Source organism: Pseudomonas sp. GW821-FHT04C07 (assembly GCF_059420325.1).
On the sequence record NZ_JBWKTM010000003.1, the window covers coordinates 418,810 to 445,113 of the forward strand.

A 26,304-nucleotide genomic window follows, 5' to 3' on the forward strand; every position below is an offset into this window, starting at 1 on the left:
GCCTCAACAGGCAGCCATAAAAAAACCGCGAGCAGCCTGGCTGCTCGCGGTTTTCTTTTTTTGCAGGGATAGGGGGCTGAAATCAGCGGCGTGGCAAAGCAGCGATCACGTCTTCAGCTTGCAGGCCTTTATCACGGTTCATGACGGAGAACTCCACGCGCTGGCCTTCGACCAGGACGCGATGCCCTTCACCCCGTATAGCACGGAAGTGCACGAAAATATCATCACCAGAGTCGCGGGAAATAAAACCGAAGCCTTTAGAGGTGTTGAACCACTTGACGGTACCGGTATCGCGATTGGTCATGTCGTAACTTTGTGGGGCAGCTGCTGGCGACGGAGTATAGAAACTGATGGCCAGGTGCAGGAGAACGGCGATCAGTGCAGTCAGAAGGCTGACCAGGATGGCCGGTTGGCCACCAATTACTGGCAGAGGAGCGAGCAGCGTAAGGGTTTGCAGGACGACAGCAAGCACCAGCAGAGCGCTGACCAGATTTTGCAGTTGATAACGGGGGCCTTTGTTCCAGTAAGGAATAACTGGAGCGAGGGTCAGGTTGAGCAAGCCGAAAAACGCCAGATAAAGCGCATCGGGTTGTTGCAGGTAAGGTACGGCTTCGGATCGCAGGCTAGGGATAAAGGACAGCAGCAGGGCTGCAGCGCCCGTTAGCAGATGGACGATTTTCAACATTTTGATTAACTCACGTTAAGACGGATCACAAGGAAGAGCTGATTGCGAACGTTCGCTTCTGAACAATATGAGGCGCTGGACACGTACGCGGCATCAGCCTATGCGCTGCAGTCAGAGAAATGGACTTCAGCGACACATCCCTATTTAACAGCAAAGCCGGGCCCTTCTCAAATCAGGCGCTGCCGCCAAATGTGCCCGTTGATCGCCGGCCTGGAAGTTGTTGCGCCCGTTTGTCTTGTAGAGGCTCGTTCTAGACGGGTGATCAGGATTTTCAGGCTGCCCGCTGTTTTTTCACCGGCAGCTGAAATCGGTCGTCGTCCTGGCGTTCGGAGGTCACGGCGCTTGCCGAGCGAATTCGGGCTCCTGGTTTTCCAACCCCGGGATCTTCCCGTTGCTTGATAAAGTCAGTGATGAGCCGACGGCGGATCTGCTGACCCAGCGTATGCAGGTAGATAAAAAGACCGCGTGGATGCTGCGCTCGTTGCTGGATCATGGCTGATGGCCTCAAGCGCTCTGGCGCGGTGGCCGCATAGCTTGAGCAGCAGGCGTTGCCAGCAGCTCTATAGGGATGAACGCCAACCTGTGCAGTCATACGGCTGCACAGGCTCGATTTAATGGATATAATCGCGCCCTTTGCTGCGTAGCCCGGGCTATTCGTGCGGGCGCGGGCTGTAGAATTGATTGCCGAGACAACTCCATGCCGATGTACGACTATCAATGTGCTTCCTGCGGTCATCAACTGGAAGCCATTCAAAAGATCAGCGCGGCGCCGCTGGTCGACTGCCCTGCCTGCCAGGCGCCTGAACTGAAAAAAATGCTGTCCATGCCCGGGTTCCGCCTCAGCGGTACCGGCTGGTACGAGACCGACTTCAAGACAGGTTCGAAGAAGAATCTGGCCGGCGGCGACAAAGCTGACTAAGTTGAACGACACGCGCGAGCTCTTGCATCACAGGCACCTTATTGAAGTGCGGTGGTGCGGCAAGACCTCCAATCGAATTTCGAATTACGAGAAGTGAAACCACTACCATGATGCGCAGCCATTATTGCGGCCAACTGAACGAAAGCCTGGAAGGTCAGGAAGTTACCCTTTGCGGATGGGTCCACCGTCGTCGTGACCACGGCGGGGTGATTTTCCTCGATATTCGTGATCGTGAAGGTCTGGCCCAGGTGGTGTTCGATCCGGATCGCGCCGAAACCTTCGCCGCCGCCGACCGTGTGCGCAGTGAGTACGTAGTCAAAATCACCGGTAAGGTGCGTCTGCGTCCGGCTGGTGCCGGCAACGCCAACATGGCTTCCGGTGCTATCGAAGTGCTGGGCTACGAGCTGGAAGTGCTGAACGAAGCGGAAACCCCGCCGTTCCCGCTCAACGAATACTCTGACGTTGGCGAAGAAACCCGCCTGCGTTATCGCTTCATCGACCTGCGTCGTCCGGAAATGGCCGAGAAGCTGCGTCTGCGTTCGCGCATGACCACCAGCATCCGTCGCTACCTGGACGAGAATGGCTTCCTTGACGTCGAGACGCCGATCCTGACCCGTGCCACGCCAGAAGGCGCACGTGACTATCTGGTGCCGAGCCGTACTCACGCAGGTAGCTTCTTCGCCTTGCCGCAATCGCCGCAGCTGTTCAAGCAATTGCTGATGGTTGCCGGCTTCGATCGTTACTACCAGATCGCCAAGTGTTTCCGTGACGAAGACCTGCGTGCCGACCGTCAGCCGGAATTCACCCAGATCGACATCGAAACCAGCTTCCTCAACGAAGCCGACATCATCGGCCTGACCGAAGGCATGATCCGCAACCTGTTCAAGGAAGTGCTGGGTCTGGAATTCGGTGAGTTCCCGCACATGACCTGGGACGAGGCCATGCGTCGTTACGGTTCCGACAAGCCGGACCTGCGTAACCCGCTGGAACTGGTTGACGTTGCCGACCAGCTCAAGGAAGTCGATTTCAAGGTCTTCAGTGGCCCGGCCAACGATCCGAAAAGCCGTATCGCCGCTCTGCGCGTTCCGGGCGGGGCGAGCATGCCGCGCAGCAAGATCGACGACTACACCAAGTTCGTCGGCATCTACGGTGCCAAGGGCCTGGCGTACATCAAGGTCAACGAACGCGCCAAAGGCGTCGAAGGCTTGCAGTCGCCAATCGTCAAGAACATCCCTGAAGCCAACCTCAATGTGATCCTTGATCGCGTTGGCGCGGTCGATGGCGACATCGTGTTCTTCGGTGCCGACAAGGCCAAGATCGTCAGCGAAGCCCTGGGCGCGCTGCGGATCAAGGTCGGTCACGACCTGAACCTGCTGACCTGCGAGTGGGCGCCGATGTGGGTCGTCGACTTCCCGATGTTCGAAGAGAACGACGACGGCAGCTTCACCGCATTGCACCACCCGTTCACCGCGCCGAAGTGCACGCCAGAGGAGCTTGAAGCCAACCCTGCGACCGCGCTGTCCCGTGCCTACGACATGGTGCTGAACGGCACCGAGCTGGGTGGCGGTTCGATCCGTATCCACCGCAAGGAAATGCAGCAATCGGTATTCCGTCTGTTGGGTATCAGCGAAGCGGAACAGGAAGAGAAATTCGGCTTCCTGCTCGACGCCCTGAAGTACGGCGCACCACCCCACGGTGGTCTGGCTTTTGGTCTGGACCGTCTGGTGATGCTGATGACTGGCGCCCAGTCGATCCGTGAAGTGATCGCCTTCCCGAAAACCCAGAGTGCTGCCTGTGTCATGACTCAGGCACCAGGTCTGGTGGATGCCAAGGCATTGCGCGAACTGCACATCCGTCTGCGCGAACAGCCTAAGGCTGAGTAAGATCGACCACAAAGGCGTATCGATCGATGCGCCTTTGTGTCAGATCCAGATTGTGTTGCCCGCTCGCCTTCATGGGCGTGCGGGCATTGTTTTAAAGAGAATTCGGAGCGAGTTATGGCAGGTCATTCCAAGTGGGCGAACATCAAGCACCGCAAAGAACGTCAGGATGCCAAGAAGGGCAAGATTTTCACCAAGTGGATTCGTGAACTGACTGTCGCGGCCCGTCAGGGTGGCGGTGACCCGGGTTCCAACCCGCGTCTGCGTCTGGCGCTGGACAAGGCCCTTGGCGCGAATATGAGCCGTGACATTATCGACCGCGCGGTTGCCCGTGGTGCTGGCGCTGCCGACACCGATGACATGGTCGAGCTGAGCTACGAAGGCTATGGCCCGGGCGGCGTAGCGGTGATGGTCGAGTGCATGACCGACAACCGCAATCGTACCGCAGCGGCTGTACGCCATGCGTTCAGCAAATGCGGCGGCAACCTGGGGACCGACGGTTCGGTGGCTTATCTGTTCGAACGCAAGGGGCAGATTTCCTTTGCGCCAGGCGTTGATGAAGATGCGCTCATGGAAGCAGCCATGGAAGCCGACGCTGATGACGTGGTCACCAACGAGGACGGCTCGATTGACGTGTTCACCTCGTTCGCCGGTTTCTACTCCGTGCGTAATGCCCTGGAAGCGGCCGGTTTCAAAGGTAATGACGCGGAAATCGTGATGTTGCCGACCACCAGCGCCGAACTGGACCTGGAAGGTGCCGAAAAAGTCCTCAAGCTGATCGATATGCTTGAAGACCTGGATGACGTGCAGAACGTGTACTCCAACGCAGATATCCCGGAATCGGTGGCCCAACAGCTCGGCTGATCGACCCCGTCACTGCAGGAAGCCTGGCTTGCCAGCGATGAGGCACTTGAGCCTTGCGCCGGTCTTCAGATTGCCATCGCTGGCAAGCCAGGCTCCTGCAGCTCAGGTGTCGGTCTCCCGTTATGTCTCGCCGACGCTGCCTGTTCCATGCCGGCCTCATTCTCTAAACCCGCAGGCGTTATGACTTTAATTCTTGGTATCGACCCCGGTTCACGCATTACCGGTTATGGCGTGGTACGCGATACCGGCCGTGGCTGCGTGTACGTGGCCTCGGGCTGTATTCGTACCGGCAGCGGCGAGTTACATGAACGGTTGCAAATTGTTTATCGCGGTGTGCGCGAAGTCATTCAGACCTACGGTCCGGTCACCATGGGGATCGAAAAGGTCTTTATGGCCCGCAATGCTGACTCGGCCCTGAAGCTCGGCCAGGCTCGCGGCGCCGCCATCGTCGCCGGTGCCGAAGAAAGCCTGGAAATCGCCGAATACACCGCAACCCAGGTCAAGCAGGCGGTAACCGGGACCGGTTCGGCGAATAAAGAGCAGGTGCAGATGATGGTCATGCACATGCTGAAACTGACCAGCAAACCGCAAATCGATGCCTCGGACGCCCTGGCAATCGCCATTTGTCATGCCCACACCCGCTCCAGTCTGTTACCTCATGGTCTGGGCACGGCTCGCAGTCGCGGCGGTCGCCTTCGCCTCTGATCTGATAGGATCAGCCCACTCATTTTGTCCGTTGAGCGTTTTGCGCCTGTCCTGTCGGCGATCACGCTCACTTTGTTACCCGTAAGCCAGATCTGGCCAACGCTTAAGGATTTGAAACGTGATTGGACGTTTGCGCGGCACCTTGGCTGAGAAACAGCCGCCGCACCTGATTCTGGATGTAAACGGCCTGGGCTATGAGCTGGAAGTGCCGATGACCACGCTCTATCGACTGCCGTCGGTCGGAGAGACGATCGCCTTGCACACCCATTTGGTCGTGCGCGAAGACGCCCAATTGCTCTACGGTTTCATTGGCAAGCGTGATCGCGATTTTTTTCGTGAGCTGATCCGCCTCAATGGCGTGGGCCCCAAGCTGGCGTTGGCCTTGATGTCGAGCCTTGAAGTCGATGAATTGGTGCGCTGCGTGCAAGCGCAGGACACTTCAGCGCTGACCAAGGTGCCGGGCGTCGGCAAGAAGACTGCCGAGCGTTTGCTGGTGGAACTCAAGGATCGCTTCAAGGCCTGGGAAACCGTGCCAAGCATGTTCGCACTGGTACCGAACCAGCCGGATGCACCGATGCCGGTGGTCACCGCCGAAAACGATGCGGTGAGCGCGCTGATTTCCCTTGGCTACAAGCCGCAGGAGGCCAGCAAGGCGATTTCTGCCATCAAGGAGAAAGGTTTGAGCAGTGAAGACCTGATTCGTCGCGCCCTGAAGGGAATGATTTAAGTGATTGAAGCTGATCGTCTGATCGCCGCCACGGGTGGCCCCCGTGACCGCGAGGAAGTCCAGGACCGGGCGATTCGTCCCGTCAGCCTGGCCGAGTACATCGGCCAACCGACCGTTCGCGAGCAAATGGAGCTGTTTATCCAGGCCGCCCGTGGGCGCAACGAGTCGCTCGATCACACGCTGATCTTCGGCCCGCCGGGTCTGGGTAAAACCACCCTGGCCAACATCATCGCCCAGGAAATGGGCGTGTCGATCAAAAGCACCTCGGGTCCGGTACTTGAGCGTCCGGGTGACCTGGCGGCGCTGTTGACCAATCTTGAACCCCATGACGTGCTGTTCATCGATGAGATCCATCGGCTGTCGCCCATCGTCGAGGAAGTGTTGTACCCGGCCATGGAAGACTTCCAGCTCGACATCATGATCGGCGAAGGGCCGGCGGCGCGTTCGATCAAACTCGACCTGCCGCCGTTCACCCTGGTCGGTGCCACCACTCGCGCCGGGATGCTGACCAACCCGTTGCGTGACCGCTTTGGTATCGTTCAGCGTCTGGAGTTCTATAGCACTGCGGATCTGGCCACTATTGTCGGTCGCTCGGCCGGGATTCTCGGCTTGCCGCTGGACCCGGAAGGCGCGTTCGAAATCGCTCGCCGGGCCCGCGGTACGCCGCGGATCGCCAACCGTTTGCTGCGCCGGGTGCGGGATTTCGCGGAAGTGCGGGCCAAGGGGCACATCACCAAGCCGATTGCCGACCTGGCGTTGAACCTGCTGGATGTCGATGAGCGTGGTTTCGACCATCAGGACCGACGCCTGTTATTGACCATGATCGAGAAGTTCGATGGTGGCCCGGTGGGGGTGGACAGTCTCGCGGCGGCCATCAGCGAAGAGCGGCATACCATCGAGGATGTGCTTGAGCCATATCTGATCCAGCAGGGCTACATCATGCGCACCCCGCGTGGGCGAGTGGTGACCCGGCATGCGTACCTGCATTTCGGTTTGAACACTCCTGCGCGCATGGGTGAGATGCCCGTGGCAGACGAGTTTCTGGATGCCATAGACGATTAATGAACCCTTCGCGTTGATTTTTTCGCCGATTGCGTGGTCCCAAAGGCTGGCATCGCGATGATTTCGCAAGAAAACGCGTTCGAAAATGAAAAACAGTTGCCTGGCCGGATTGGCAACCTGAGGAGTAAGCACTAGAGTATGCGCGCGCAAAACGGGCTGGAGTCGTTCGCACATCGTTGTCGCGTTTATTACGAGGACACCGATGCCGGCGGCATCGTGTATTACGTTAATTACCTTAAGTTTATGGAACGGGCTCGAACCGAGCGGCTACGCGAACTGGGCTTTGCCCAATCGCAGCTTGCAGGGGAGGACCTGTTGTTCGTCGTGCATTCCAGCGAAGCGCGCTATCACGCGCCGGCGCGACTGGATGACGAGCTTCTGGTAAGTGCTGAAGTAATCGAATTGAACCGCGTCAGCCTGCGCTTTAAACAGCAAGTCAGGCGGGCTACGGATAATGCACTGCTCTGCGAAGGGCAGTTTTTGGTGGCCTGTGTGCGCACCCATAGTTTGAAACCCCGGGCCATTCCCGAAGCTCTACGTGCGGCCTTTGCCGACGTGAGCGGCGCGGGTACACACTCAGAGCAGGAGATAAAGCGTGGAAGCTAACGTCGTCGACCATACCTCCATGTGGAGCCTGGTCAGCAATGCCAGCGTCGTGGTGCAGTTGGTAATGCTGATCCTGGTAGCCGCATCGGTGACCTCGTGGATCATGATCTTTCAGCGCAGCAACCTGTTGCGCGCCGGCCGCCGTGCCCTGGAGGGCTTTGAAGAGCGCTTCTGGTCGGGTATCGACCTGTCGAAACTCTATCGTCAGGCCGGTAGCAACCCGGACCCGGACTCAGGCGTAGAGCAGATTTTCCGTGCCGGTTTCAAGGAGTTCTCCCGTCTGCGTCAGCAGCCAGGCGTTGATCCGGAAGCGGTCATGGAAGGCGTGGCGCGTGCCATGCGCGTGGCCATTTCCCGCGAAGAAGAAAAGCTCGAGCAGAGCCTGCCGTTCCTCGCCACCGTGGGTTCCGTCAGCCCGTACATCGGTCTGTTCGGTACGGTCTGGGGCATCATGAACTCCTTCCGTGGTCTGGCGGCTGCCCAGCAAGCGACCCTGGCCACTGTGGCTCCAGGTATCGCCGAAGCGCTGGTCGCGACCGCTATCGGTCTGTTCGCAGCCATTCCTGCGGTAATCGCTTACAACCGTTTCGCCGCTCGCAGCGAAACCTTGATCGGCCGTTACTACACCTTCGCCGATGAGTTCCAGGCGATCCTGCACCGTAAAGTGCACACCAGCGAAGAATAAGCAGGTAATTCCCAATGGCTTTAATCGCTCGAGCTCGCAAAAAGCGCAAGCCGGTTGCCGAGATGAACGTAGTGCCTTACATCGACGTGATGCTGGTGCTGCTGGTCATCTTCATGGTGACCGCACCGATGCTCAATCAGGGCGTGAAAGTTGATCTGCCCAAGGTTTCCAGCGAAGCCTTGCCGCAAGACAACAACACTCAGGTCCTGACCATTTCGATCAAGGCTGACAAGACCTATTACTGGAACCTTGGCAGCGAAGTCAACACCGACAAGCAGCAGGACAAGGCGATGACCTTGCCGCAGATGACCGACGCCGTGACCAAGATCATTCGCGCCGGTACAGAAGGTGGCAAGCGTACCCAGGTCTTCATCCGCGGCGATAAAACCGTCGATTATGGCTCCGTGATGGGGGCAATGGGTGGGCTGCAGAAAGCTGGGGTCGGTAATGTTGGCTTGATTACCGAGGCGCCCTGATGCACCAACAGCGAGAGCCGTCCGCCTCGGAAAGCTACTTCTGGCCTAGCGTTTGGGCATTAGCCCTGCACGTTCTGGTGTTTGGCATGCTGTTCGTCAGTTTCGCCATGACCCCGGACTTGCCGCCAGCCAAGCCGATTGTCCAGGCGACCCTGTATCAACTGAAATCGAAAAGTCAGGCAACTACCCAGACCAATCAGAAGATTGCGGGTGAGGCGAAGAAATCCGCCGCACGTCAGACCGAAGTCGAACAGATGGAACAGAAGAAGGTTGAGCAGGAAGCGGTAAAGGCTGCGGAACAAAAGAAAGAAGAGTCAGCTCAAAAGGCCGAGGAAGCGAAAAAGGCCGACGAGGCCAAGAAGGCGGATGAAGCCAAGAAGGCGGATGAGGCGAAGAAGGCTGAACAAGCCAAGAAAGCCGACGATGCCAAGAAGGCTGCAGAAGCAAAAAAGGTTGAAGAGAAACAATTGGCTGATATAGCCAAGAAGAAGGCTGAAGAGGAAGCCAAGAAAGAGGCTGAAGAAGAGGCCAAGAAAAAGGTCGCTGAGGAAGCCAAGAAAAAAATTGTCGAAGACGCGAAGAAGAAAGCCGCGGACGACGCCAAGAAGAAAGCTGAAGCGGACGAGGCGAAGAAGAAAATCACCGAGGATGCGAAGAAGAAAGCTACTGCCGATGCTGCCAAGAAAAAGGCAACTGACGCGGCGCGTAAATCGACCGAAGAGAAAAAGGCTCAGGCCCTGGCTGATTTGCTTTCCGACAAACCACAGCGTCAACAAGCCCTGGCCGATGAGCGGGGCGATGAAGTCGCCGGCAGTTTCGACGATCTGATTCGTGCTCGGGCAGCGGAAGGTTGGGCACGACCTCCTTCGGCACGCAAGAACATGACGGTAGTACTGCAGATTGGCATGTTGCCGGACGGTACGGTGACTTCGGTGACTGTGGCCAGGTCCAGTGGTGATGGTCCGTTCGACAGTTCTGCTGTAGCGGCGGTCAAGAACATTGGTCGTTTGACAGAAATGCAGGGAATGAAACCGAGCGATTTCGCTCCCTATCGTTCATTCAAGATGACATTCACACCTGAGGATCTAGCCTTGTGAGAAACCTTCTTCGAGGATTGCTTGTCGTTATTTGCTGCATGGCAGGGATAGCGGCAGCGGATGAAAAAAACATTCTGGTCACCAGTGGCAGTGACCGGGCCACGCCGATTGCAGTAGTGCCATTCGGTTGGCAGGGCGGCAGCGTGCTGCCGGACGACATGGCGGAAATCATCGGTAATGACCTGCGCAACTCGGGTTATTACTCGCCAATTCCGAAGCAGAACATGATCGGTCTGCCGACTCAGGCCAGCGAAGTCATTTATCGTGACTGGAAGGCTCTTGGTGCCCAGTACATCATGGTCGGTAGCATTGTTCCTGCCGGCGGTCGCCTGCAGGTGCAGTACGCACTGTTCAACGTCGCCACCGAGCAGCAAGTGCTGACCGGCAGCGTGTCAGGCAGCGTCGATCAACTGCGCGACATGTCTCACTACATTGCTGACCAGTCGTTCGAGAAGCTTACCGGCATCAAAGGTGCTTTCTCGACGCGCATGCTGTACGTGACTGCCGAGCGTTTTTCGGTGAGCAACACGCGTTACACCTTGCAGCGTTCCGACTATGACGGCGCGCGCGCAGTGACCTTGTTGCAATCGCGCGAGCCAATCCTGTCGCCGCGTTTCGCACCTGATGGCAAGCGTATTGCCTACGTGTCGTTCGAACAGAAGCGCCCGCGCATCTTCGTTCAGCACATCGATACCGGTCGCCGCGAGCAGATCACCAACTTTGAAGGTCTCAATGGCGCGCCAGCCTGGTCGCCGGATGGCACGAGACTGGCTTTTGTACTGTCCAAAGACGGTAATCCGGATGTTTATGTAATGAATCTGGGGTCGCGTCAGATCACTCGCGTCACCAGTGGTCCAGGCATTAATACCGAGCCGTTCTGGGGTAAGGATGGTTCAACCATCTACTTCACGTCGGACCGTGGCGGCAAGCCGCAGATCTACAAAACCAGCGCAGGTGGCGGCGGTGCGGAGCGTGTGACCTTTATCGGTAACTACAACGCCAACCCGAAATTGTCAGCAGACGAGAAGACGCTTGTCATGATTCACCGTCAGGATGGCTTCACCAATTTCAAGGTGGCGGCTCAGGATTTGCAACGCGGTAGCGTAAAAATCCTAACTGATAGCACTCTGGACGAGTCGCCTACTGTCGCGCCCAACGGCACCATGGTAATCTACGCCACCCGCCAGCAGGGCCGGGGAGTCTTGATGCTCGTGTCCATTAATGGACGCGTAAGGCTCCCGCTTCCTACCGCTCAAGGCGAAGTCAGAGAACCTTCCTGGTCCCCTTACCTGAACTGACGCGGCGCTACACGTTGTACTTAACACATTGGGGTTCATTAGGAGTTTCACGATGGAAATGCTGAAGTTTGGTAAGTTTGCTGCGCTGGCTCTGGCCATGGCTGTAGCTGTAGGTTGCTCGTCCAAAGGCGGCGACAACGCCGGTGCAGGCGCTGTTGATCCAAACGCTGGTTACGGCGCTAACACTGGTGCTGTGGATGGCTCCCTGAGCGAAGAAGCTGCTCTGCGCGCAATCACTACCTTCTACTTCGAATACGACAGCTCGGACCTGAAGCCAGAAGCCATGCGCGCTCTGGACGTTCACGCCAAAGACCTGAAAGCAAACGGCGCTCGCGTTGTTCTGGAAGGCAACACCGACGAACGTGGTACTCGTGAGTACAACATGGCACTGGGCGAGCGTCGTGCGAAAGCCGTTCAGCGCTACCTGGTACTGCAAGGTGTTTCCCCAGCTCAGCTGGAACTGGTTTCCTACGGCGAAGAGCGTCCAGTTGCTACCGGCAACGACGAGCAGTCCTGGGCTCAAAACCGTCGCGTCGAACTGCGTAAGTAATTCGTCATGCGAACGTGCCGTCGTGCTGTAACTGTTTTGGCTCTCAGCCTCATGCCGCTTGCGGTGTGGGCTGCGGTTCCTGTGGTCGATGACAACAACTCCGGTTATAACAATAGCGGGAGCAGTTATCCGCCTGCGGGTTACGGTACGAACGGCGCCTATGCCGGGGGAGGGGTTTCGGCTCCTGTCTCGGCACAGGGTGAGCTGTTCAACCAACTGCAACAAATGCAGGAGCAAATCGCCCGGCAACAAGGTGTGATTGAAGTTCTGCAAAATGATGTTGCGCGCATGAAGCAGGAAAACCTGGAGCGATACCAGGATCTTGATCGGCGTATTGGAACCGGCGGCGCACCTGCCGCGGCTCCTGATAATTCTTCTGCTGGTGGCGATGTCAATGCCGCCGGTGCAGCTGCAGCGCCTGCCACTCAGGCACCTGCAGCAAGTAGCGAACCGGGTGATCCGGCGAAGGAAAAGCTGTATTACGACGCAGCCTTCGACCTGATCAAGGCCAAGGATTTCGACAAGGCCAGCCAAGCCTTCGCCGCATTCCTGCGCAAATACCCGAACAGCCAGTATGCGGGCAACGCTCAATACTGGTTGGGTGAAGTGAACCTGGCCAAGGGCGACCTGCAAGGTGCCGGTCAGGCTTTTGCCAAGGTTAGCCAGCTGTACCCCAAGCATGCCAAAGTGCCGGATTCGCTGTACAAGCTTGCTGATGTAGAGCGCCGACTGGGTCACACCGATAAGGTCAAAGGCATTCTGCAGCAGGTTGTGAGCCAGTATCCGGGCACTTCCGCCGCTCAGCTGGCCCAGCGTGACTTGCAACGTATGTAAGCATGTAGCTTGTAGAAATAGTTACGTCGTTTTGAAGAAACCCGCGCCCATTGCGGGTTTTTTCGTTAGAATTCATACCCTTTTTATGAAACACGCTTCTTGGGATTCGCGCGGTTGCGGGGTTCCTTGAAGTGCCTGACGGAGGCGGACAGCCTGTTTAGCTGTTACGCCCGTGGCGACTATGCAAGACACATTGAGAATCACCGAAGTCTTTTACTCGTTGCAGGGTGAAACGCGGACTGCCGGGCTGCCCACAGTATTTGTGCGTCTGACCGGTTGCCCATTGCGTTGTCAGTACTGCGACAGCGCCTACGCTTTCAGCGGTGGCTCGATCATGTCCCTGGACAGCATCCTCGAACAGGTTGCCGGCTACCGCCCGCGCTATGTCTGTGTGACCGGCGGTGAGCCGTTGGCGCAACCCAATGCCATTCCTTTGCTCAAGCAGCTGTGTGATGCCGGATACCAGGTGTCGCTGGAAACCAGTGGCGCTCTGGATATTTCTGCGGTCGATCTGCGGGTCAGTCGGGTTGTCGACTTGAAAACACCTGGCTCCAAAGAGGCTCAGCGTAACCGCTATGAAAACATCGAGCTGCTGACGCCAAACGATCAGGTCAAATTTGTCATCTGTTCTCGTGAAGACTACGACTGGGCAGTGTCCAAACTGATTCAGTACGGTCTGGATCGGCGTGCCGGCGAAGTATTGTTCTCGCCCAGCCATCATGACTTGAATGCTCGCGACCTGGCTGACTGGGTTGTTGCGGACAACCTGCCAGTGCGCCTGCAACTGCAGCTGCATAAATATCTTTGGAATGACGAGCCGGGGCGCTGAAATGACTGAGCAAATGAATCAACAGCTATCTAATGAGAAGCGTGCGGTAATTCTGCTGTCTGGCGGCCTTGACTCGGCAACTGTCGTGGCCATGGCACGCGCCGACGGTTACAGCTGCTACACCATGAGCTTCGACTACGGTCAGCGTCATCGGGCCGAGCTGGATGCCGCTGCTCGGGTCGCCCGGGATCTTGGCGTCGTCGAGCATAAGGTGATCGGTCTGAATCTGAACGGCATTGGTGGCTCGGCTCTGACCGACAGCTCTATCGATGTGCCGCAAGCGCCAAGCGAAGGCATTCCGGTGACTTACGTGCCAGCGCGCAATACCGTGTTCCTCTCGCTCGCTCTTGGCTGGGCGGAAGTGCTCGGCGCGCGGGATATCTTTATAGGCGTCAATGCGGTGGACTATTCCGGTTACCCGGATTGTCGTCCAGAGTTCATCGAGGCATTCGAGCGTATGGCTAACCTGGCGACAAAGGCCGGGGTAGAAGGGCAGGGCTTCCGTATCCAGGCACCGCTGCAGAACTTGAGCAAGGCCGATATCGTCAAGGCAGGTGTACGACTTGGCGTCGACTACGGGCTGACGGTGTCCTGCTATCAGGCGGATGATAACGGTCGCGCATGTGGGAAATGTGACAGTTGCCGTCTGCGTGCTGAAGGCTTCTCTGCGGCGGGAATCAGCGACCCAACACGTTATTTTTGATTTATTTCATTTAGGGTGTTGAATTCCCGTTAAAAATCAGTATTATACGCGCCACCACACAGCGGGTCGTTAGCTCAGTTGGTAGAGCAGTTGGCTTTTAACCAATTGGTCGTAGGTTCGAATCCCACACGACCCACCATTTTAGATGTAGATGTTTGAAAATCTGGAAGGCCCACGAAAGTGAGGATTTCCAGATTTTTTTTTGCCCTGGATTTTATCGCTGTCCAATCAGGGCGCTTCACTGTTTTACGCAGGTCAGAATCATCTTTTGAATCCAGCGGATATTCTGTAGCCTTGCGCAGCTGCAATACTGTCCATGCCTGATGGACCCACTCTCCCGGCGGTACCCTGAACGGTCCAGAGCCGGTGGTATACTCGACTTTCGCGCACTAGCGCTTGCAGGTCTTGCGAACATGACGCAAATTTCCGAACGCCTTCTGGTTCAAGCCCACCTCGACGCCAAACAGCCCAAACCGCTAAGCGCCGAAGAGGAAGCCTATTACCGTGCTGCCATCGCTGCTGAGCTCAAGGCTCAGGACGCTGTACTGGTTGCCCACTTCTATTGCGATCCGGTCATTCAGGCTCTGGCCGAAGAAACCGGCGGCTGTGTGTCCGACTCGTTGGAGATGGCCCGCTTCGGCAACGCCCATCCGGCCAAGACTGTGGTGGTCGCCGGAGTGAAATTCATGGGCGAGACCGCGAAAATCCTCAATCCGGAAAAGCGTGTGCTGATGCCGACCCTGGAAGCGACCTGCTCGCTGGACCTGGGTTGCCCGGTGGACGAGTTCTCGGCGTTTTGTGATCAGCACCCTGAGCGCACGGTGGTGGTGTATGCCAACACTTCAGCGGCCGTCAAAGCCCGCGCTGACTGGGTCGTGACTTCCAGCTGTGCACTGGAAATCGTCGAGAGCCTGATGGATAACGGTGAGACGATCATATGGGGCCCGGACAAGCATCTGGGCACTTATATCCAGCGCCAAACCGGTGCCGACATGTTGCTCTGGGACGGTGCCTGCATCGTTCACGAAGAGTTCAAGTCCAAGCAGCTCGAAGACATGAAAGCGCTGTATCCGGATGCGGCGATTCTGGTTCACCCCGAGTCGCCAACTTCGGTCATCGAACTGGCCGATGCAGTGGGTTCTACCAGTCAGCTCATTGCAGCTGCGCAAAAACTGCCAAACAAGACGTTTATCGTGGCCACCGACCGCGGCATTTTCTACAAAATGCAGCAGCTGTGCCCCGATAAGGTCTTCATCGAGGCGCCAACGGCCGGTAACGGTGCGACATGCCGCAGTTGCGCGCATTGCCCGTGGATGGCGATGAATACCCTTGAGCGCACGCTACAGGCCCTGCGAGAGGGGGCCAACGAGATCTTCGTTGACCCGGCGCTGATTCCCCAGGCCATTCGTCCGCTCAAGCGCATGCTCGATTTTACCCAGGCTGCACGCATGAAGCTGGCGGGCAATGCCTGATCCCTGTAGGAGCCGAGCTTGCTCGCGATGACGGCCTGACAGCCGGTCTGGCTCCTGCGGATGTACACAGATCAAATGTGGGAGCGGGCTTGCCCGTGAAGGCGGCCTGACAGCCGGCCTGTCTCCTGCGGATATACGCCGATCAAATGTGGGAGCCGAGCTTGCTCGCGATGGCGGCCTGACAGCCGACCAATCTCTTGCTGGTGTACATATCCGTTTCTGCAGTAACGGCCACTTTAGGTTCCGCCCTTACGGCGGGTCACTTGGAAAAGCCCCAAGTAACCAAGGGCTTTTGCCCCTTTCGTTCGGCCCTTCGCCTAGGCTCAGGGTGCCCTCGCTCCGGTCCTGCTCCGTGGGCCCGCCGCCATCGGCCATCCATGGCCGGGGGCGGCTAACCCGGCATCCATGCCGGGTTGCCCACTGCGCAGAACCTCTACTCGGCCTCTCGAGGGGGCGGTGCATCAAGATCAAAAGCGAGGCGGCCGACCGGCCGGCCTGAGCTTACGCGCACGCGATTCCCTGTAGGAGCTGCCGCAGGCTGCGATCTTTTGATCTTGCCGTTGCTGTTGCTTTGCTTTGGATCTGCCTGCCCCTTTCCCAGAGGCCGAACGCAGGCGTTGCGTGAAACGGATATGTACCCAATCCCAGGCAGCCGTTACCGCAGAAACGGATATGTACTCAAAATCAGAAGATCGCAGCCTGCGGCAGCTACAGGTTTTATGTACATCGACCTAAAGCTACTTCGTCTTCTTCGGAATCCGCACCAACTGGCTGTTTGAGTAGATGTCGTGCCAGCTGCGTTTCTGTTTGTCGAACAACGACCAGATGAAACCCAAACCTACACAAAGCAGCGAAGCAATCGACACGACAAAGCGCAGCAAGGCCTGCCACAGGCTGATAGCTGTACCGTCGGGGTTCTGTACGCGAATGCACCAGACTTGCATGCCAAGGGTCTGGCCAGACCAGGACCAGAATTTGGCGAAGAAGCCGAACAGGACGAAAAACAAAATCGTTGATAGCAGCGGATCACCGTCCAGTGCACCGGCATCTGTCAGGGCGCGCATTTTAGCTTCGCCAATGATCGCCATTTGCACCATCTTGTAAATGCCTCCGGTGACGATCAGTAGGGCGGTGCACAACAGGAAGTCATAGAACATCGCTGCCAGGCGGCGGCCCAGGCCTGCGGCGGGAAAGTCGCCTTGAGGGCTTAGCAGGTGTTTCGACATGACAGGACTCTCGGCTGAAAAAAGCCATTTTACGGAATTGCACGCACAAAAAAGCCCCTGATGTCAGCATCAGGGGCTTTTTGTTGCAGTCGGGATTAACCTTCTGCTTGTACTTCGTCAGCCTGCATGCCTTTCTGGCCTTGCACAGCAACGAAAGTCACTTTCTGGCCTTCTTTCAGGCTCTTGAAGCCGCTGCCCTGAATCGCGCGGAAATGGACGAACAGATCCGGACCGCTTTCTGGAGTGATAAAACCAAAACCTTTTTCGTCGTTAAACCACTTGACGGTACCGCTCTGACGTTGGGACATTTCTTATTTCCTTTGACGCAAAAATTAATGACAGCCTCTTTCTAATGAAAGAGTACTGGGGCTGGTTGCAGGAAAGTAAGAGACGTCGAACGGGTTGTAGCAAACTTATGGCTACTGCCCAGGTCACGGTTCCAAGCGACCCATGCAAACACAGTGAAGAAACTCTACGCCAACTAAGGGAGAAAAAACAAGCCCTCAGAAGCCGCGGTTTTACTCAGCGTGGGGTCGTTTACAGACTGGCGATGTCGCTTATTCGATAGAGCTGTTCAATTGTTTTCGATCGTTATAAACCAAGTTCATTATCGAAATTTATAGCCAACCGCATGCACTGTTTGGTGGCGGTTGCGTTACAGATTAGTGCACTGTTAACGCAACCGCGTTACTTATAGAAACAGTCAATCAACCGCGATAGTAGCGTTGTGGAACAAATGGCATTTTGCTTACATTCATAGGCACCTTTTTCCCACGTACAATTGCCCAGACGGATGTATCAAGTGCCATGTAGTGGCTGTCGAGGTAACCCATGGCCAATGGGCCACCCAATGATGGTCCAAAGCCGCCGCTGCACACGCTGCCGATCACTGTGCCTTCTTCGTTGACGATTTCTGCGCCTTCACGCACTGGCGTGCGCTCCTGAGGTAACAGGCCGACCCGTTTGCGGCTCGCACCGGCTTGCTGCTGAGTGAACACGGTTTCTGCGCCAGGGAAGCCACCGGCACGGGAGCCATCGGCGCGACGAGCCTTGGAGATGGCCCAGAGCAGGCTGGCCTCGATAGGCGTGGTCTCGGTGTTCATATCGTGGCCATAAAGGCACAGGCCGGCTTCCAGGCGCAGCGAGTCGCGAGCACCGAGGCCGATTGCTGCCACTTCCGGTTCGGCCAGCAGTGCGCGGGCCAAGGCTTCTGCATTTGTGGCCGGTACGGAGATTTCGAAACCGTCTTCACCGGTGTAGCCGGAACGGCTGACGTAGCAGTCCACGCCCAGCAACTTCACGCTGGTGAATTGCATGAAGGTCATTTTCGACACGTCAGGTGCCAGGCGTGCCAGTACCGTTACCGCCGCCGGGCCTTGCAGCGCGAGCAGGGCGCGTTCTTCAAACAGTGGCTGAATCTCGCACTGGTCGCCGATGTATTTGCGCAGGTGCGCGAGGTCCTGATCCTTGCAGGCGGCGTTGACCACCAGGAACAGTTCATCGTTACCGAGGTTGGCGACCATCAGGTCATCGAGTATGCCGCCGGTTTCATTGGTAAACATCGCATAACGTTGCATCCCCACCGGCAGGTCGATGATGTCCACCGGCACCAGGGTCTCCAGTGCCTTCGCGGCGTTGGCGCCGGTCAGGCGAATCTGGCCCATGTGCGAGACATCGAACAACCCGGCCTGATCACGGGTGTGCTGGTGTTCTTTCATCACGCCCAGCGGGTATTGCACCGGCATGTCGTAACCGGCGAATGGGACCATGCGCGCGCCGAGCTCCAGATGCAGGGCGTGCAGCGGGGTTTTCAACAGTTGTTCGGTGGACATGTTCAGCTCCTGAAAAAATGTACTGATGCAGCCAGGCTCGCATCAGCACTCAATGATGTTGACCGCCAAACCGCCGCGGGCGGTTTCCTTGTATTTGCTTTTCATATCGGCGCCGGTCTGGCGCATGGTGCGAATGACCTTATCGAGGGAGACGTAGTGTTGACCGTCGCCGCGCAGGGCCATGCGCACCGCATTGATGGCTTTTACCGAGCCCATGGCGTTGCGCTCGATGCACGGCACCTGAACCAGACCGCCAATGGGGTCGCAGGTCAGTCCGAGGTTGTGTTCCATGCCGATCTCGGCGGCGTTTTCCACTTGCTGCACGGTGCCGCCCAGCACTTCGCAGAGTGCCCCGGCGGCCATTGAGCAGGCGACACCGACCTCGCCCTGGCAGCCGACTTCGGCGCCGGAGATCGAGGCGTTTTCCTTGTACAGAATGCCAATGGCCGCCGCGGTGAGCAGAAAGCGCACCACACCGTCTTCGTTGGCTCCCGGGATAAAGCGCATGTAGTAGTGCAAAACCGCAGGAATTATCCCTGCTGCGCCATTGGTCGGTGCAGTGACCACGCGACCGCCGTTGGCGTTTTCTTCGTTGACCGCCAAGGCGTACAAATTGACCCAGTCGAGTACCGACAGTGGATCGCGCAGGGAGGCTTCGGGGCTCTTGCACAATTGCCGATGCAGCGCTGCCGCACGGCGTTTGACCTTCAAGCCGCCGGGCAGAATTCCCTCGTTGCGGCAACCGGCGGCGACGCAGTCCTGCATCACTTGCCAGATATTCAGCAAGCCGGCACGGGTTTGCGCTTCCGGGCGCCAGGCGCTTTCATTGGTCAGCATCACCTGGCTGATGGACAGGCCGTAGGTGGTGCAATGACCGAGCAAGTCCTTGGCACTCTTGAACGGGAAGGTCAGCGGCGTGGTGTCTTCGACAATGCGGTCAGCGCCCGCAGCATCTTCATCGACGACGAAGCCACCACCGACCGAATAATACTCGCGGCTGCGAACCTGCAAACCGGCGGCATCGAAGGCACGAAAGATCATGCCGTTGGGGTGATAGGCCAAGGGTTTGCGGATCATCGCCAGGTGGAGTTTTTCGTTGAATTCTATGCTGTGTTCACCGAGCAGGTTCAAGCGTCCGTTGCTGCGAATCTCGTGCAGGCGGGCAGCAATGGTCTCGGTATCCACGGTATCCGGGTGTTCACCTTCCAGGCCCAGTAACACGGCCTTGTCGCTGCCGTGGCCCTTGCCGGTAGCGCCGAGCGAGCCGTACAGCTCGACTTTGACGCAGGTGGTTGCCGCCAGCAGGTTTTCACGACGCAGGCCTTCGACGAAGCGCGCAGCGGCACGCATCGGGCCGACGGTGTGGGAACTGGAGGGGCCGATGCCAATCTTGAACAGGTCGAACACGCTTAACGACATGGTTGTTCTCCGGTTTCTTGTAATGAGGATCGACGCAGATTCTGAGAATTGGCAAAGATCCTTGTGGGAGCGAGCTTGCTCGCGATAGCGGTGTGACAGGCAGCATTGATGTCGACTGACACGGCCCCATCGCGAGCAAGCTCGCTCCCACAGGGTATTGTGGTGACCATGAGGGGGCGAGCAAGTCGCCCCCTCATTGGTTTAAGCGTAGCTTTCGATCGACGGGCAAGCGCAGATCAGGTTGCGATCGCCGAACACGTTGTCGACCCGACCGACCGGTGGCCAGTACTTGCCTTCGATCAACGATGCAACCGGGTACACCGCCTGTTCACGGCTGTACGGATGCGTCCACTCACCAACGATTTCCGCCGCGGTGTGCGGCGCGTTTTTCAGCGGGTTGTCGTCCTGGTCCAGGGTGCCGTTTTCCACCGCGCGGATTTCTTCGCGGATGCGGATCATGGCGTCGCAGAAGCGGTCCAGTTCTTCCTTGGATTCGCTTTCGGTCGGCTCGATCATCAGCGTGCCGGCCACCGGGAAGGACATGGTCGGGGCGTGGAAGCCGAAGTCGATCAGGCGTTTGGCGACGTCGTCGACGCTGATGCCGCTGCTGTCTTTCAATGGGCGCAGGTCGAGGATGCATTCGTGGGCCACCAGACCATTGCTGCCGGTGTACAGCACCGGGTAGTGCTCTTCGAGGCGCCGGGAAATGTAGTTGGCGTTGAGGATCGCCAGCTGCGAGGCACGCTTGAGGCCCGCGCCACCCATCATCCGAATGTACATCCAGGTGATTGGCAGAATGCTCGCGCTGCCGAACGGTGCCGCGCAGACCGCGCCTTCCTTGCGCTCCATGGCCGCGTGACCCGGCAGGAACGGCGTCAGATGGGATTTCACGCCAATCGGGCCGACACCCGGGCCGCCACCGCCGTGGGGGATGCAGAAAGTCTTGTGCAGGTTCAGGTGGGACACGTCGCCGCCGAACTTGCCCGGTGCGCAGAGGCCAACCATGGCGTTCATGTTGGCGCCGTCGATGTACACCTGGCCGCCGTGGTCATGGATGATCCCGCAGATTTCGCGGATGCCTTCTTCGAACACGCCGTGGGTCGAGGGGTAGGTGATCATCAGCGCGGCGAGGTGTTCGCGGTGCTCGATAGCCTTGGCGCGCAGGTCTTCGATGTCGACGTTGCCGCGGGCATCGCACGCGGTCACCACCACGCGCATGCCGGCCATGTTGGCGGTCGCCGGGTTGGTGCCGTGGGCGGACGAGGGGATCAGGCAGATGTCGCGACGGTCTTCGCCACGGCTCTGGTGATACGCGCGGATCGCCAGCAGACCGGCGTATTCACCCTGGGAACCGGCGTTGGGTTGCAGGGAGATGGCGTCGTAACCGGTGGCGGCGCAGAGCATCGCTTCCAGTTCATCGGTCAGCTGCTGATAGCCGGCGCTTTGCTCGGCCGGGGCGAACGGGTGCAGGGCACCGAATTCGGCCCAGGTCACCGGGATCATTTCGCTGGCGGCGTTGAGTTTCATGGTGCACGAACCCAGCGGGATCATGGTGCGATCCAGGGCCAGGTCCTTGTCGGCGAGTTTGCGCAGGTAGCGCATCAGCTCGGTTTCCGAGTGATAACGGTTGAACACCGGGTGGCTGAGGATCGGCGATTGGCGCACCAGTGCAGCCGGGATGCGGCTTTCGACCGAGGCGGCGAGGGCGGCGAAGTCCGGCAGGGCCTTGCCGTCGGCCAGCACGCTCCACAGGGTTTCAACGTCAGCCTGGCTGGTGGTTTCGTCCAGCGACAGACCCAGACGTTCGCCATCCACCACCCGCAGGTTGATGCGCTGGGCGCGGGCCTGGTCGTGCAGGGCGGCGGTGTTGGCGCCGGTGGCCAGGGTCAGGGTGTCGAAGAAGTGTTCCTGCTCGACGTTCAGGCCCAGATCGCTCAAGCCTTGGGCAAGGATCGCGGTCAGCTGATGGATGCGCTGGGCGATCTGTGTCAGGCCTTTAGGGCCATGGTAGACGGCGTACATGCTGGCGATGTTGGCCAGCAGCACCTGCGCGGTGCAGATGTTGCTGGTGGCTTTCTCGCGGCGGATGTGTTGCTCGCGGGTCTGCATGGCCAGGCGCAGGGCCGGCTTGCCGAAACGGTCTACGGACACGCCGACCAGACGGCCGGGCATGTCGCGTTTGAACGCATCGCGGGTGGAGAAGTACGCCGCGTGCGGGCCGCCGAAGCCCAGCGGCACGCCGAAGCGTTGGGCGCTGCCGATGGCCACGTCGGCGCCGAATTCGCCTGGCGGGGTCAGTACGGTCAGGGCCAGCAGGTCAGCGGCCACCGCGACCAGGGCGTTGGCCGCGTGGAAGCGTTCGGTCAGTTCGCGGTAGTCGAACAGGTCGCCGTTGCTGGCCGGGTATTGCAGCAGGGCGCCGAAGAACGCACTGACGTCGGTCAGCTCGCGTTCGTCGCCGACCACCACCTCGATGCCCAACGGCTCGGCGCGGGTGCGCAAGACGTCGAGGGTCTGCGGGTGGCAGTGGCGGGAAGCGAAGAAGGCGTGGCTGCCTTTGTTCTTGCTCAAGCGTTTGCAGAAGGTCATGGCTTCGGCAGCGGCGGTGGCTTCATCGAGCAGCGAGGCGTTGGCGATCGGCAGGCCGCTGAGGTCGCTGATCAGCGTCTGGAAGTTCAGCAGCGCTTCCAGACGACCCTGGGAAATCTCCGGTTGATACGGGGTGTAGGCGGTGTACCAGGCCGGGTTTTCCAGCAGATTGCGCAGGATCGGCGATGGCGTATGGCAGTTGTAGTAGCCCTGGCCGATGTAGGTCTTGAACAGCTGATTTTTGGCGGCGATGGCTTTGATCGAGGCCAGGGCGTCGGCTTCGCTAAGGCCGGCGCCCAGGTCCAGCACGCTGGTGCCCTTGATGCTGTCGGGGATGACGCTGGCGCTCAGGGCTTCCAGGGAGTCGAAGCCCAGGCTGTTGAGCATGGCTTGCTCGTCGCCCGAACGCGGGCCGATGTGGCGCGCGATGAATTCGTTGGCGGTGCTCAGGTTGACTTGAGTCATGGCGCTATTCCTCAGGCTTCGGCGTTGGCTTTGATCAGACGGTCGTAGGCGTCTTGATCCAGCAGGTTGGCGACAGCCGAGGCGTCGGTCGGCTTGAAGCGGAAGAACCAGCCTTCGCCCAGCGGATCTTCGTTGACCAGTTCAGGGCTGTCGTTGAGGGCCGGGTTGGTTTCAACCACTTCACCGTCCAATGGCATGTAAACGCCGCTGGCAGCCTTTACCGATTCGACGGTGGCGGCTTCGGCGCCTTTGTCGTAGGACTGCAGTTCTGGCAGTTGCACATAGACCACGTCGCCCAAGGCGTTCTGTGCGAAGGCGGTGATGCCGACTGTAACGCTGCCGTCAGCTTCGGTGCGCAGCCATTCGTGATCTTCAGTAAAACGCAACTCGCTCATGGAAACTCCTCAGGGGCCAGACTCGTCTGGTAGACGCGATTGAATGCTCGTGCAGGGCAGAGCTGAATGAGTAATTGCTTAGCAAAATTGCGGCCAATGTTTTTTATTCTTTATAAATCAATTGCTTGGGTGTTTTTGAGTGGGCAAATAAATCCATAGCTGTAGCGAAATCGCTACAGCGGAAGGCGAAGAAAAAAGCCTATGAGGATCAAAGCCTTGCATGGCGGAGATTACCGAGGGGTGTATCGATATCATTCCACTGTAGCGCTTTCAGTACAGGTGGAGGTCGTTTTTGATGCGTCGTCCTTCGTAGGAGCGAGGCTTGCTCGCGATGAACGATAACGCGGTACGTCTGGCGCACCTTATTGTCTGAATCGCGGGAAAGCCTCGCTCCTACAGGGCGCAGATGGCTTCAGACCTTGCCGGGAATGCCGTATTTGCGCAAACGATGGGCGATGGCGGTGTGGGAGGTTTGCAGGCGGCTGGCCAGTTGGCGGGTCGAGGGGTAATTGACGTAGAGTTTTTCCAGCAGGGTTTTCTCGAACTCTTCCATGGCCTGTTCCAGGCTGTCGACTTCGGTGTCGCTCTGGCGCGCCACGGAAGTGCCAGCGATGTCCAGATCACCGATGTCCACCAGCGTGCTTTCGCAGATCGCTGCGGCGCGGAAGATCACGTTCTGCAATTGCCGGACATTGCCCGGCCAACGGTTACCCAGCAGCGCCGGATAAGTGCCGGGAGCCAGGCGACAGACCGGACGCTGAATCTGCGCACAGGCCTGCTGCATGAAGTAGCGCGCCAACAGCAGAATGTCCTGGCCGCGTTCGCGCAGCGGCGGGACTTCGACATTCAGCACGTTCAGGCGATAGAACAGGTCTTCACGAAAGCTGCCTTCGCTGACCATTTTTTCCAGATCGCGGTGGGTGGCGCTGAGGATCCGCACATTGACCCTGACCTCACGATCACCACCAACCCGGCGGAAGCTGCCGTCGTTGAGAAAACGCAGCAGCTTGGCTTGCAGATAGGGCGACATCTCGCCGATTTCGTCGAGAAACACCGTGCCCTGGTTGGCCAGTTCCATCAGCCCCGGCTTGCCGCCGCGCTGGGCGCCGGTAAAGGCGCCGGGGGCGTAGCCAAACAGCTCACTTTCGGCGAGGTTTTCCGGGAGTGCCGCACAGTTCAGCGCCAGAAACGGCGAACTGTGGCGTGCACTGATGGCGTGACAGGCGCGGGCCACCAGCTCTTTGCCAGTACCGGTTTCGCCCTGGATCAACAACGGTGCGTCGAGGGCCGCCACCCGCTGGGCGCGGGCCTTGAGGGTACGGATCGCCGGGGACTCGCCGAGCAGTGCGTCGAAGCCTTCGGCATGGTCGTGATGCAGCGCGGACAGGCGTTCACCGATGCGATTGGGCTGGTACAGCGTCAGCAGAGCCCCGGCGTCGGTGATCGGTGTGGCGTCGAGCAACAGGGTCTGGCCATTGACGGTGATTTCGCGCAATGGCAGACGGAAGCCATGTTCGAGCAACGCATCCAGCAGCGTCGGATCGGCAAACAGTTCGGTGATACTTTCCCCGGCCGGTTCGCGGCCGTACAAGGCAACGAGCGCCGGGTTGGCCAGCAGGACGTTGCCAGCGCTGTCCAGAGCCAGCACCGGGTCGGTCATCGCCGCGAGCAAAGCGTCAAGCTGCAGATGACGGCGCTGGCCGGGGAGGATGTCGACCACTGTCACCGCTTGCACGCCACGCACGCTGAACAGTGCATCACGTAGCTCTTCCAGCACCTGCGGGCTCAACGTCGGGGCGTCGATGTAGACGTTGGGTGGAACCATTTCCACCGCATCCAGATTGAGATTTCGCCCGCCGAGCAAGGCCAGGACTTCCTGGGTGATGCCGACGCGGTCGATGAAACTGACGTGGATACGCATGGGGCGGTTGACGGTTCTGCAATGCGAGGGGTGGCAAGTATGCCTTGGAGGAGGGTAGTTGGTGAAATGTCGAAATTATCGTCGGTTTCGAAAACCACTACACACCCCAGCCCTCTCCCCAAGGGTGAGGGGTGGATGTCCCTTGCGCCGATAATTTCGGAGCAGGTTTACTCCAGATGCTCCGGCTTGACCGGGTCACCGGATTTGACACCGAGTTGCTTGCGCACGTCCTCGAACATCTCGTCGTAGTATTTGTGCATCGAGATGATGTTGGCGGTCTTGGGCATGCCGTATTTCTGTGCGATATGGGTGGCGTGGCGAGCAAAATCGAAGGCCTGGTCCTTGGGCAGAAAAAACGACTCCTTGAGCTCCTTACCCTCGACAGTCCCGTGCAGGGTGAAGAGCATGCCTATGCCTTCCTTGGGATCCTGGACCACTTCATAGTCGATACACAGGTCATAGCTGACGTCGCCTTTTTGCAGCGCGTGGCGCTCGATGTGCAAATGCCCGGGTTCGAATATGGCCATGGGTGTCTCTCCTTCAAGGCTGAAGAAGGGCAGACCACCGGTCTGCCCTCGAAATTCTTGCAGCAAGCTTCTCGGTAGTCGCTGATCCCGGGTTTCGCCGTGCTGATGCGAGTACCGGCCTGCCCTGGACGATCGCTTCGATGTCCGAGAGTGAACCGATCACCGCGACTTTGCCAGTGTTGTGGGCGAACTTGCAGGCAGCCTGGACTTTGGGGTCTGCCTGTTGCGGTCATGGTTTCACCGCGACGCAGGATCGCCTTGATCGTGTGCATAGGGTTTTGCGCTTGCTCCAGGGCGATATTGGCCGGATGACGGCAGCCACAGTGTTGCCTTCGCCGAAGATCGGGGAGAAATATCCAGGGGTACTGAACGGCAGGACGAAGTAACCCAATAACTGATGTGGATCGGTGCATGGATACATTTCATTGTTTATGAACGGTTTATGGTTATTTCAACGGTATGACAGTGGATGCTGTGGAAGCCTTTTCCAGAGGCTGTGGCTAATATGAAAGCTGAATGGATTCAACTGCCTGGAAAT

Annotated in this window: 25 protein-coding genes, 1 tRNA gene and 3 pseudogenes; 18 read left to right on the top strand and 11 right to left on the bottom strand. The window is 58.4% G+C overall.

Annotated elements, in window-relative coordinates; translation table 11 throughout:
• Positions 1-82: 82 nt before the first annotated feature.
• Positions 83-685: a cold-shock protein gene (locus tag AC07UI_RS08675; protein WP_494992085.1), complete on the bottom strand. Its 603-nt coding sequence runs from the start codon at positions 683-685 to the stop codon at positions 83-85.
• A 382-nt stretch (positions 686-1,067) separates the two neighbouring features.
• Here AC07UI_RS08675 and AC07UI_RS08680 point away from each other — a divergent pair.
• The 18 genes and pseudogenes from AC07UI_RS08680 to nadA all read left to right on the top strand — a co-directional run.
• A pseudogene (locus AC07UI_RS08680) lies at positions 1,068-1,184 on the top strand (DNA starvation/stationary phase protection protein); the annotation flags it as partial.
• Between the two features lie 198 nt (positions 1,185-1,382).
• Positions 1,383-1,604, top strand: coding sequence for an FmdB family zinc ribbon protein (locus AC07UI_RS08685; protein WP_010457489.1), 222 nt, complete (start codon positions 1,383-1,385; stop codon positions 1,602-1,604).
• Positions 1,605-1,711: 107 nt separating this feature from the next.
• Positions 1,712-3,487 (top strand): aspartate--tRNA ligase, encoded by a 1,776-nt coding sequence (gene aspS / locus AC07UI_RS08690; RefSeq protein WP_494992086.1) that lies wholly within the window; start codon positions 1,712-1,714, stop codon positions 3,485-3,487.
• 114 nt (positions 3,488-3,601) lie between these two features.
• Positions 3,602-4,348, top strand: coding sequence for a YebC/PmpR family DNA-binding transcriptional regulator (locus AC07UI_RS08695; RefSeq protein ID WP_160106257.1), 747 nt, complete (start codon positions 3,602-3,604; stop codon positions 4,346-4,348).
• A gap of 180 nt (positions 4,349-4,528) precedes the next feature.
• Complete coding sequence (gene ruvC / locus AC07UI_RS08700; protein ID WP_258699405.1) at positions 4,529-5,053, top strand: crossover junction endodeoxyribonuclease RuvC; 525 nt, start codon at positions 4,529-4,531, stop codon at positions 5,051-5,053.
• 118 nt (positions 5,054-5,171) lie between these two features.
• Positions 5,172-5,780: a Holliday junction branch migration protein RuvA gene (ruvA, locus tag AC07UI_RS08705; RefSeq protein ID WP_123426655.1), complete on the top strand. Its 609-nt coding sequence runs from the start codon at positions 5,172-5,174 to the stop codon at positions 5,778-5,780.
• Positions 5,781-6,842: a Holliday junction branch migration DNA helicase RuvB gene (ruvB, locus tag AC07UI_RS08710; protein ID WP_494992087.1), complete on the top strand. Its 1,062-nt coding sequence runs from the start codon at positions 5,781-5,783 to the stop codon at positions 6,840-6,842.
• 138 nt (positions 6,843-6,980) lie between these two features.
• On the top strand, positions 6,981-7,448 hold the full coding sequence (ybgC, locus tag AC07UI_RS08715; protein ID WP_494992088.1) for a tol-pal system-associated acyl-CoA thioesterase: 468 nt from the start codon (positions 6,981-6,983) through the stop codon (positions 7,446-7,448).
• Complete coding sequence (tolQ, locus tag AC07UI_RS08720) at positions 7,438-8,133, top strand: protein TolQ (RefSeq protein WP_494992089.1); 696 nt, start codon at positions 7,438-7,440, stop codon at positions 8,131-8,133. Before ybgC ends, tolQ begins: the two co-directional genes overlap by 11 nt.
• 23 nt (positions 8,134-8,156) lie before the next feature.
• The gene (tolR, locus tag AC07UI_RS08725) at positions 8,157-8,609 is read left to right on the top strand and encodes a protein TolR (protein ID WP_494992151.1); all 453 of its coding nucleotides are present in this window, start codon (positions 8,157-8,159) and stop codon (positions 8,607-8,609) included.
• Positions 8,609-9,706 (top strand): cell envelope integrity protein TolA, encoded by a 1,098-nt coding sequence (gene tolA, locus AC07UI_RS08730; protein WP_494992090.1) that lies wholly within the window; start codon positions 8,609-8,611, stop codon positions 9,704-9,706. Before tolR ends, tolA begins: the two co-directional genes overlap by 1 nt.
• Before the next feature lie 38 nt (positions 9,707-9,744).
• Positions 9,745-11,004, top strand: a complete 1,260-nt coding sequence (gene tolB, locus AC07UI_RS08735; RefSeq protein WP_494992152.1) for a Tol-Pal system beta propeller repeat protein TolB — start codon at positions 9,745-9,747, stop codon at positions 11,002-11,004.
• A 52-nt stretch (positions 11,005-11,056) separates the two neighbouring features.
• Positions 11,057-11,554: a peptidoglycan-associated lipoprotein Pal gene (pal, locus tag AC07UI_RS08740; protein WP_123426662.1), complete on the top strand. Its 498-nt coding sequence runs from the start codon at positions 11,057-11,059 to the stop codon at positions 11,552-11,554.
• A gap of 6 nt (positions 11,555-11,560) precedes the next feature.
• Positions 11,561-12,388 carry a tol-pal system protein YbgF gene (ybgF, locus tag AC07UI_RS08745; RefSeq protein WP_494992091.1) on the top strand — a complete coding sequence of 276 codons (828 nt, stop codon included), beginning with the start codon at positions 11,561-11,563 and terminating at the stop codon, positions 12,386-12,388.
• 181 nt (positions 12,389-12,569) lie between these two features.
• Positions 12,570-13,217, top strand: coding sequence for a 7-carboxy-7-deazaguanine synthase QueE (queE, locus tag AC07UI_RS08750; protein ID WP_494992092.1), 648 nt, complete (start codon positions 12,570-12,572; stop codon positions 13,215-13,217).
• Between the two features lie 13 nt (positions 13,218-13,230).
• On the top strand, positions 13,231-13,920 hold the full coding sequence (queC, locus tag AC07UI_RS08755; RefSeq protein WP_494992093.1) for a 7-cyano-7-deazaguanine synthase QueC: 690 nt from the start codon (positions 13,231-13,233) through the stop codon (positions 13,918-13,920).
• A 63-nt stretch (positions 13,921-13,983) separates the two neighbouring features.
• A tRNA-Lys gene (locus AC07UI_RS08760) sits at positions 13,984-14,059 on the top strand.
• A gap of 274 nt (positions 14,060-14,333) precedes the next feature.
• Positions 14,334-15,392, top strand: a complete 1,059-nt coding sequence (gene nadA / locus AC07UI_RS08765) for a quinolinate synthase NadA (RefSeq protein WP_494992094.1) — start codon at positions 14,334-14,336, stop codon at positions 15,390-15,392.
• 737 nt (positions 15,393-16,129) lie between these two features.
• On the opposite strand, the gene AC07UI_RS08770 is transcribed toward nadA, so the two are convergent.
• The 10 genes and pseudogenes from AC07UI_RS08770 to AC07UI_RS08815 all read right to left on the bottom strand — a co-directional run.
• Positions 16,130-16,618, bottom strand: coding sequence for an RDD family protein (locus AC07UI_RS08770; RefSeq protein WP_494992095.1), 489 nt, complete (start codon positions 16,616-16,618; stop codon positions 16,130-16,132).
• Positions 16,619-16,713: 95 nt separating this feature from the next.
• The gene (locus AC07UI_RS08775; RefSeq protein ID WP_105346577.1) at positions 16,714-16,926 is read right to left on the bottom strand and encodes a cold-shock protein; all 213 of its coding nucleotides are present in this window, start codon (positions 16,924-16,926) and stop codon (positions 16,714-16,716) included.
• Positions 16,927-17,325: 399 nt separating this feature from the next.
• Positions 17,326-18,450, bottom strand: a complete 1,125-nt coding sequence (gcvT, locus tag AC07UI_RS08780) for a glycine cleavage system aminomethyltransferase GcvT (RefSeq protein ID WP_494992096.1) — start codon at positions 18,448-18,450, stop codon at positions 17,326-17,328.
• Between the two features lie 42 nt (positions 18,451-18,492).
• Positions 18,493-19,869: an L-serine ammonia-lyase gene (locus AC07UI_RS08785; protein WP_494992097.1), complete on the bottom strand. Its 1,377-nt coding sequence runs from the start codon at positions 19,867-19,869 to the stop codon at positions 18,493-18,495.
• A 201-nt stretch (positions 19,870-20,070) separates the two neighbouring features.
• Positions 20,071-22,923 carry an aminomethyl-transferring glycine dehydrogenase gene (gene gcvP, locus AC07UI_RS08790; protein WP_494992098.1) on the bottom strand — a complete coding sequence of 951 codons (2,853 nt, stop codon included), beginning with the start codon at positions 22,921-22,923 and terminating at the stop codon, positions 20,071-20,073.
• 11 nt (positions 22,924-22,934) lie between these two features.
• Positions 22,935-23,318, bottom strand: a complete 384-nt coding sequence (gcvH, locus tag AC07UI_RS08795; protein WP_494992099.1) for a glycine cleavage system protein GcvH — start codon at positions 23,316-23,318, stop codon at positions 22,935-22,937.
• 412 nt (positions 23,319-23,730) lie between these two features.
• Complete coding sequence (gcsR, locus tag AC07UI_RS08800; RefSeq protein WP_494992100.1) at positions 23,731-25,239, bottom strand: transcriptional regulator GcsR; 1,509 nt, start codon at positions 25,237-25,239, stop codon at positions 23,731-23,733.
• Between the two features lie 167 nt (positions 25,240-25,406).
• Positions 25,407-25,766 carry a DUF5064 family protein gene (locus AC07UI_RS08805; RefSeq protein WP_494992101.1) on the bottom strand — a complete coding sequence of 120 codons (360 nt, stop codon included), beginning with the start codon at positions 25,764-25,766 and terminating at the stop codon, positions 25,407-25,409.
• An 80-nt stretch (positions 25,767-25,846) separates the two neighbouring features.
• Positions 25,847-25,980: pseudogene (locus AC07UI_RS08810) on the bottom strand (carbamate kinase); the annotation flags it as partial.
• Positions 25,981-26,073: 93 nt separating this feature from the next.
• Positions 26,074-26,157, bottom strand: a pseudogene (locus AC07UI_RS08815) (hypothetical protein); the annotation flags it as partial.
• Positions 26,158-26,304 lie beyond the last annotated feature (147 nt).

Bases quoted from the DNA above. Each gene is read 5' to 3' on its own strand.
- AC07UI_RS08775 (WP_105346577.1), bottom strand. From the start codon at position 16,926: ATGTCCCAACGTCAGAGCGGTACCGTCAAGTGGTTTAACGACGAAAAA.
- gcsR (WP_494992100.1), bottom strand. From the start codon at position 25,239: ATGCGTATCCACGTCAGTTTCATCGACCGCGTCGGCATCACCCAGGAA.
- gcvH (WP_494992099.1), bottom strand. From the start codon at position 23,318: ATGAGCGAGTTGCGTTTTACTGAAGATCACGAATGGCTGCGCACCGAA.
- nadA (WP_494992094.1), top strand. From the start codon at position 14,334: ATGACGCAAATTTCCGAACGCCTTCTGGTTCAAGCCCACCTCGACGCC.
- AC07UI_RS08785 (WP_494992097.1), bottom strand. From the start codon at position 19,869: ATGTCGTTAAGCGTGTTCGACCTGTTCAAGATTGGCATCGGCCCCTCC.
- tolA (WP_494992090.1), top strand. From the start codon at position 8,609: ATGCACCAACAGCGAGAGCCGTCCGCCTCGGAAAGCTACTTCTGGCCT.
- pal (WP_123426662.1), top strand. From the start codon at position 11,057: ATGGAAATGCTGAAGTTTGGTAAGTTTGCTGCGCTGGCTCTGGCCATG.
- aspS (WP_494992086.1), top strand. From the start codon at position 1,712: ATGATGCGCAGCCATTATTGCGGCCAACTGAACGAAAGCCTGGAAGGT.
- AC07UI_RS08675 (WP_494992085.1), bottom strand. From the start codon at position 685: ATGTTGAAAATCGTCCATCTGCTAACGGGCGCTGCAGCCCTGCTGCTG.
- AC07UI_RS08805 (WP_494992101.1), bottom strand. From the start codon at position 25,766: ATGGCCATATTCGAACCCGGGCATTTGCACATCGAGCGCCACGCGCTG.
- ybgC (WP_494992088.1), top strand. From the start codon at position 6,981: ATGCGCGCGCAAAACGGGCTGGAGTCGTTCGCACATCGTTGTCGCGTT.
- gcvP (WP_494992098.1), bottom strand. From the start codon at position 22,923: ATGACTCAAGTCAACCTGAGCACCGCCAACGAATTCATCGCGCGCCAC.
- tolB (WP_494992152.1), top strand. From the start codon at position 9,745: ATGGCAGGGATAGCGGCAGCGGATGAAAAAAACATTCTGGTCACCAGT.
- AC07UI_RS08695 (WP_160106257.1), top strand. From the start codon at position 3,602: ATGGCAGGTCATTCCAAGTGGGCGAACATCAAGCACCGCAAAGAACGT.
- AC07UI_RS08770 (WP_494992095.1), bottom strand. From the start codon at position 16,618: ATGTCGAAACACCTGCTAAGCCCTCAAGGCGACTTTCCCGCCGCAGGC.
- gcvT (WP_494992096.1), bottom strand. From the start codon at position 18,450: ATGTCCACCGAACAACTGTTGAAAACCCCGCTGCACGCCCTGCATCTG.
- queE (WP_494992092.1), top strand. From the start codon at position 12,570: ATGCAAGACACATTGAGAATCACCGAAGTCTTTTACTCGTTGCAGGGT.
- queC (WP_494992093.1), top strand. From the start codon at position 13,231: ATGAATCAACAGCTATCTAATGAGAAGCGTGCGGTAATTCTGCTGTCT.
- AC07UI_RS08685 (WP_010457489.1), top strand. From the start codon at position 1,383: ATGCCGATGTACGACTATCAATGTGCTTCCTGCGGTCATCAACTGGAA.
- ruvC (WP_258699405.1), top strand. From the start codon at position 4,529: ATGACTTTAATTCTTGGTATCGACCCCGGTTCACGCATTACCGGTTAT.
- ybgF (WP_494992091.1), top strand. From the start codon at position 11,561: ATGCGAACGTGCCGTCGTGCTGTAACTGTTTTGGCTCTCAGCCTCATG.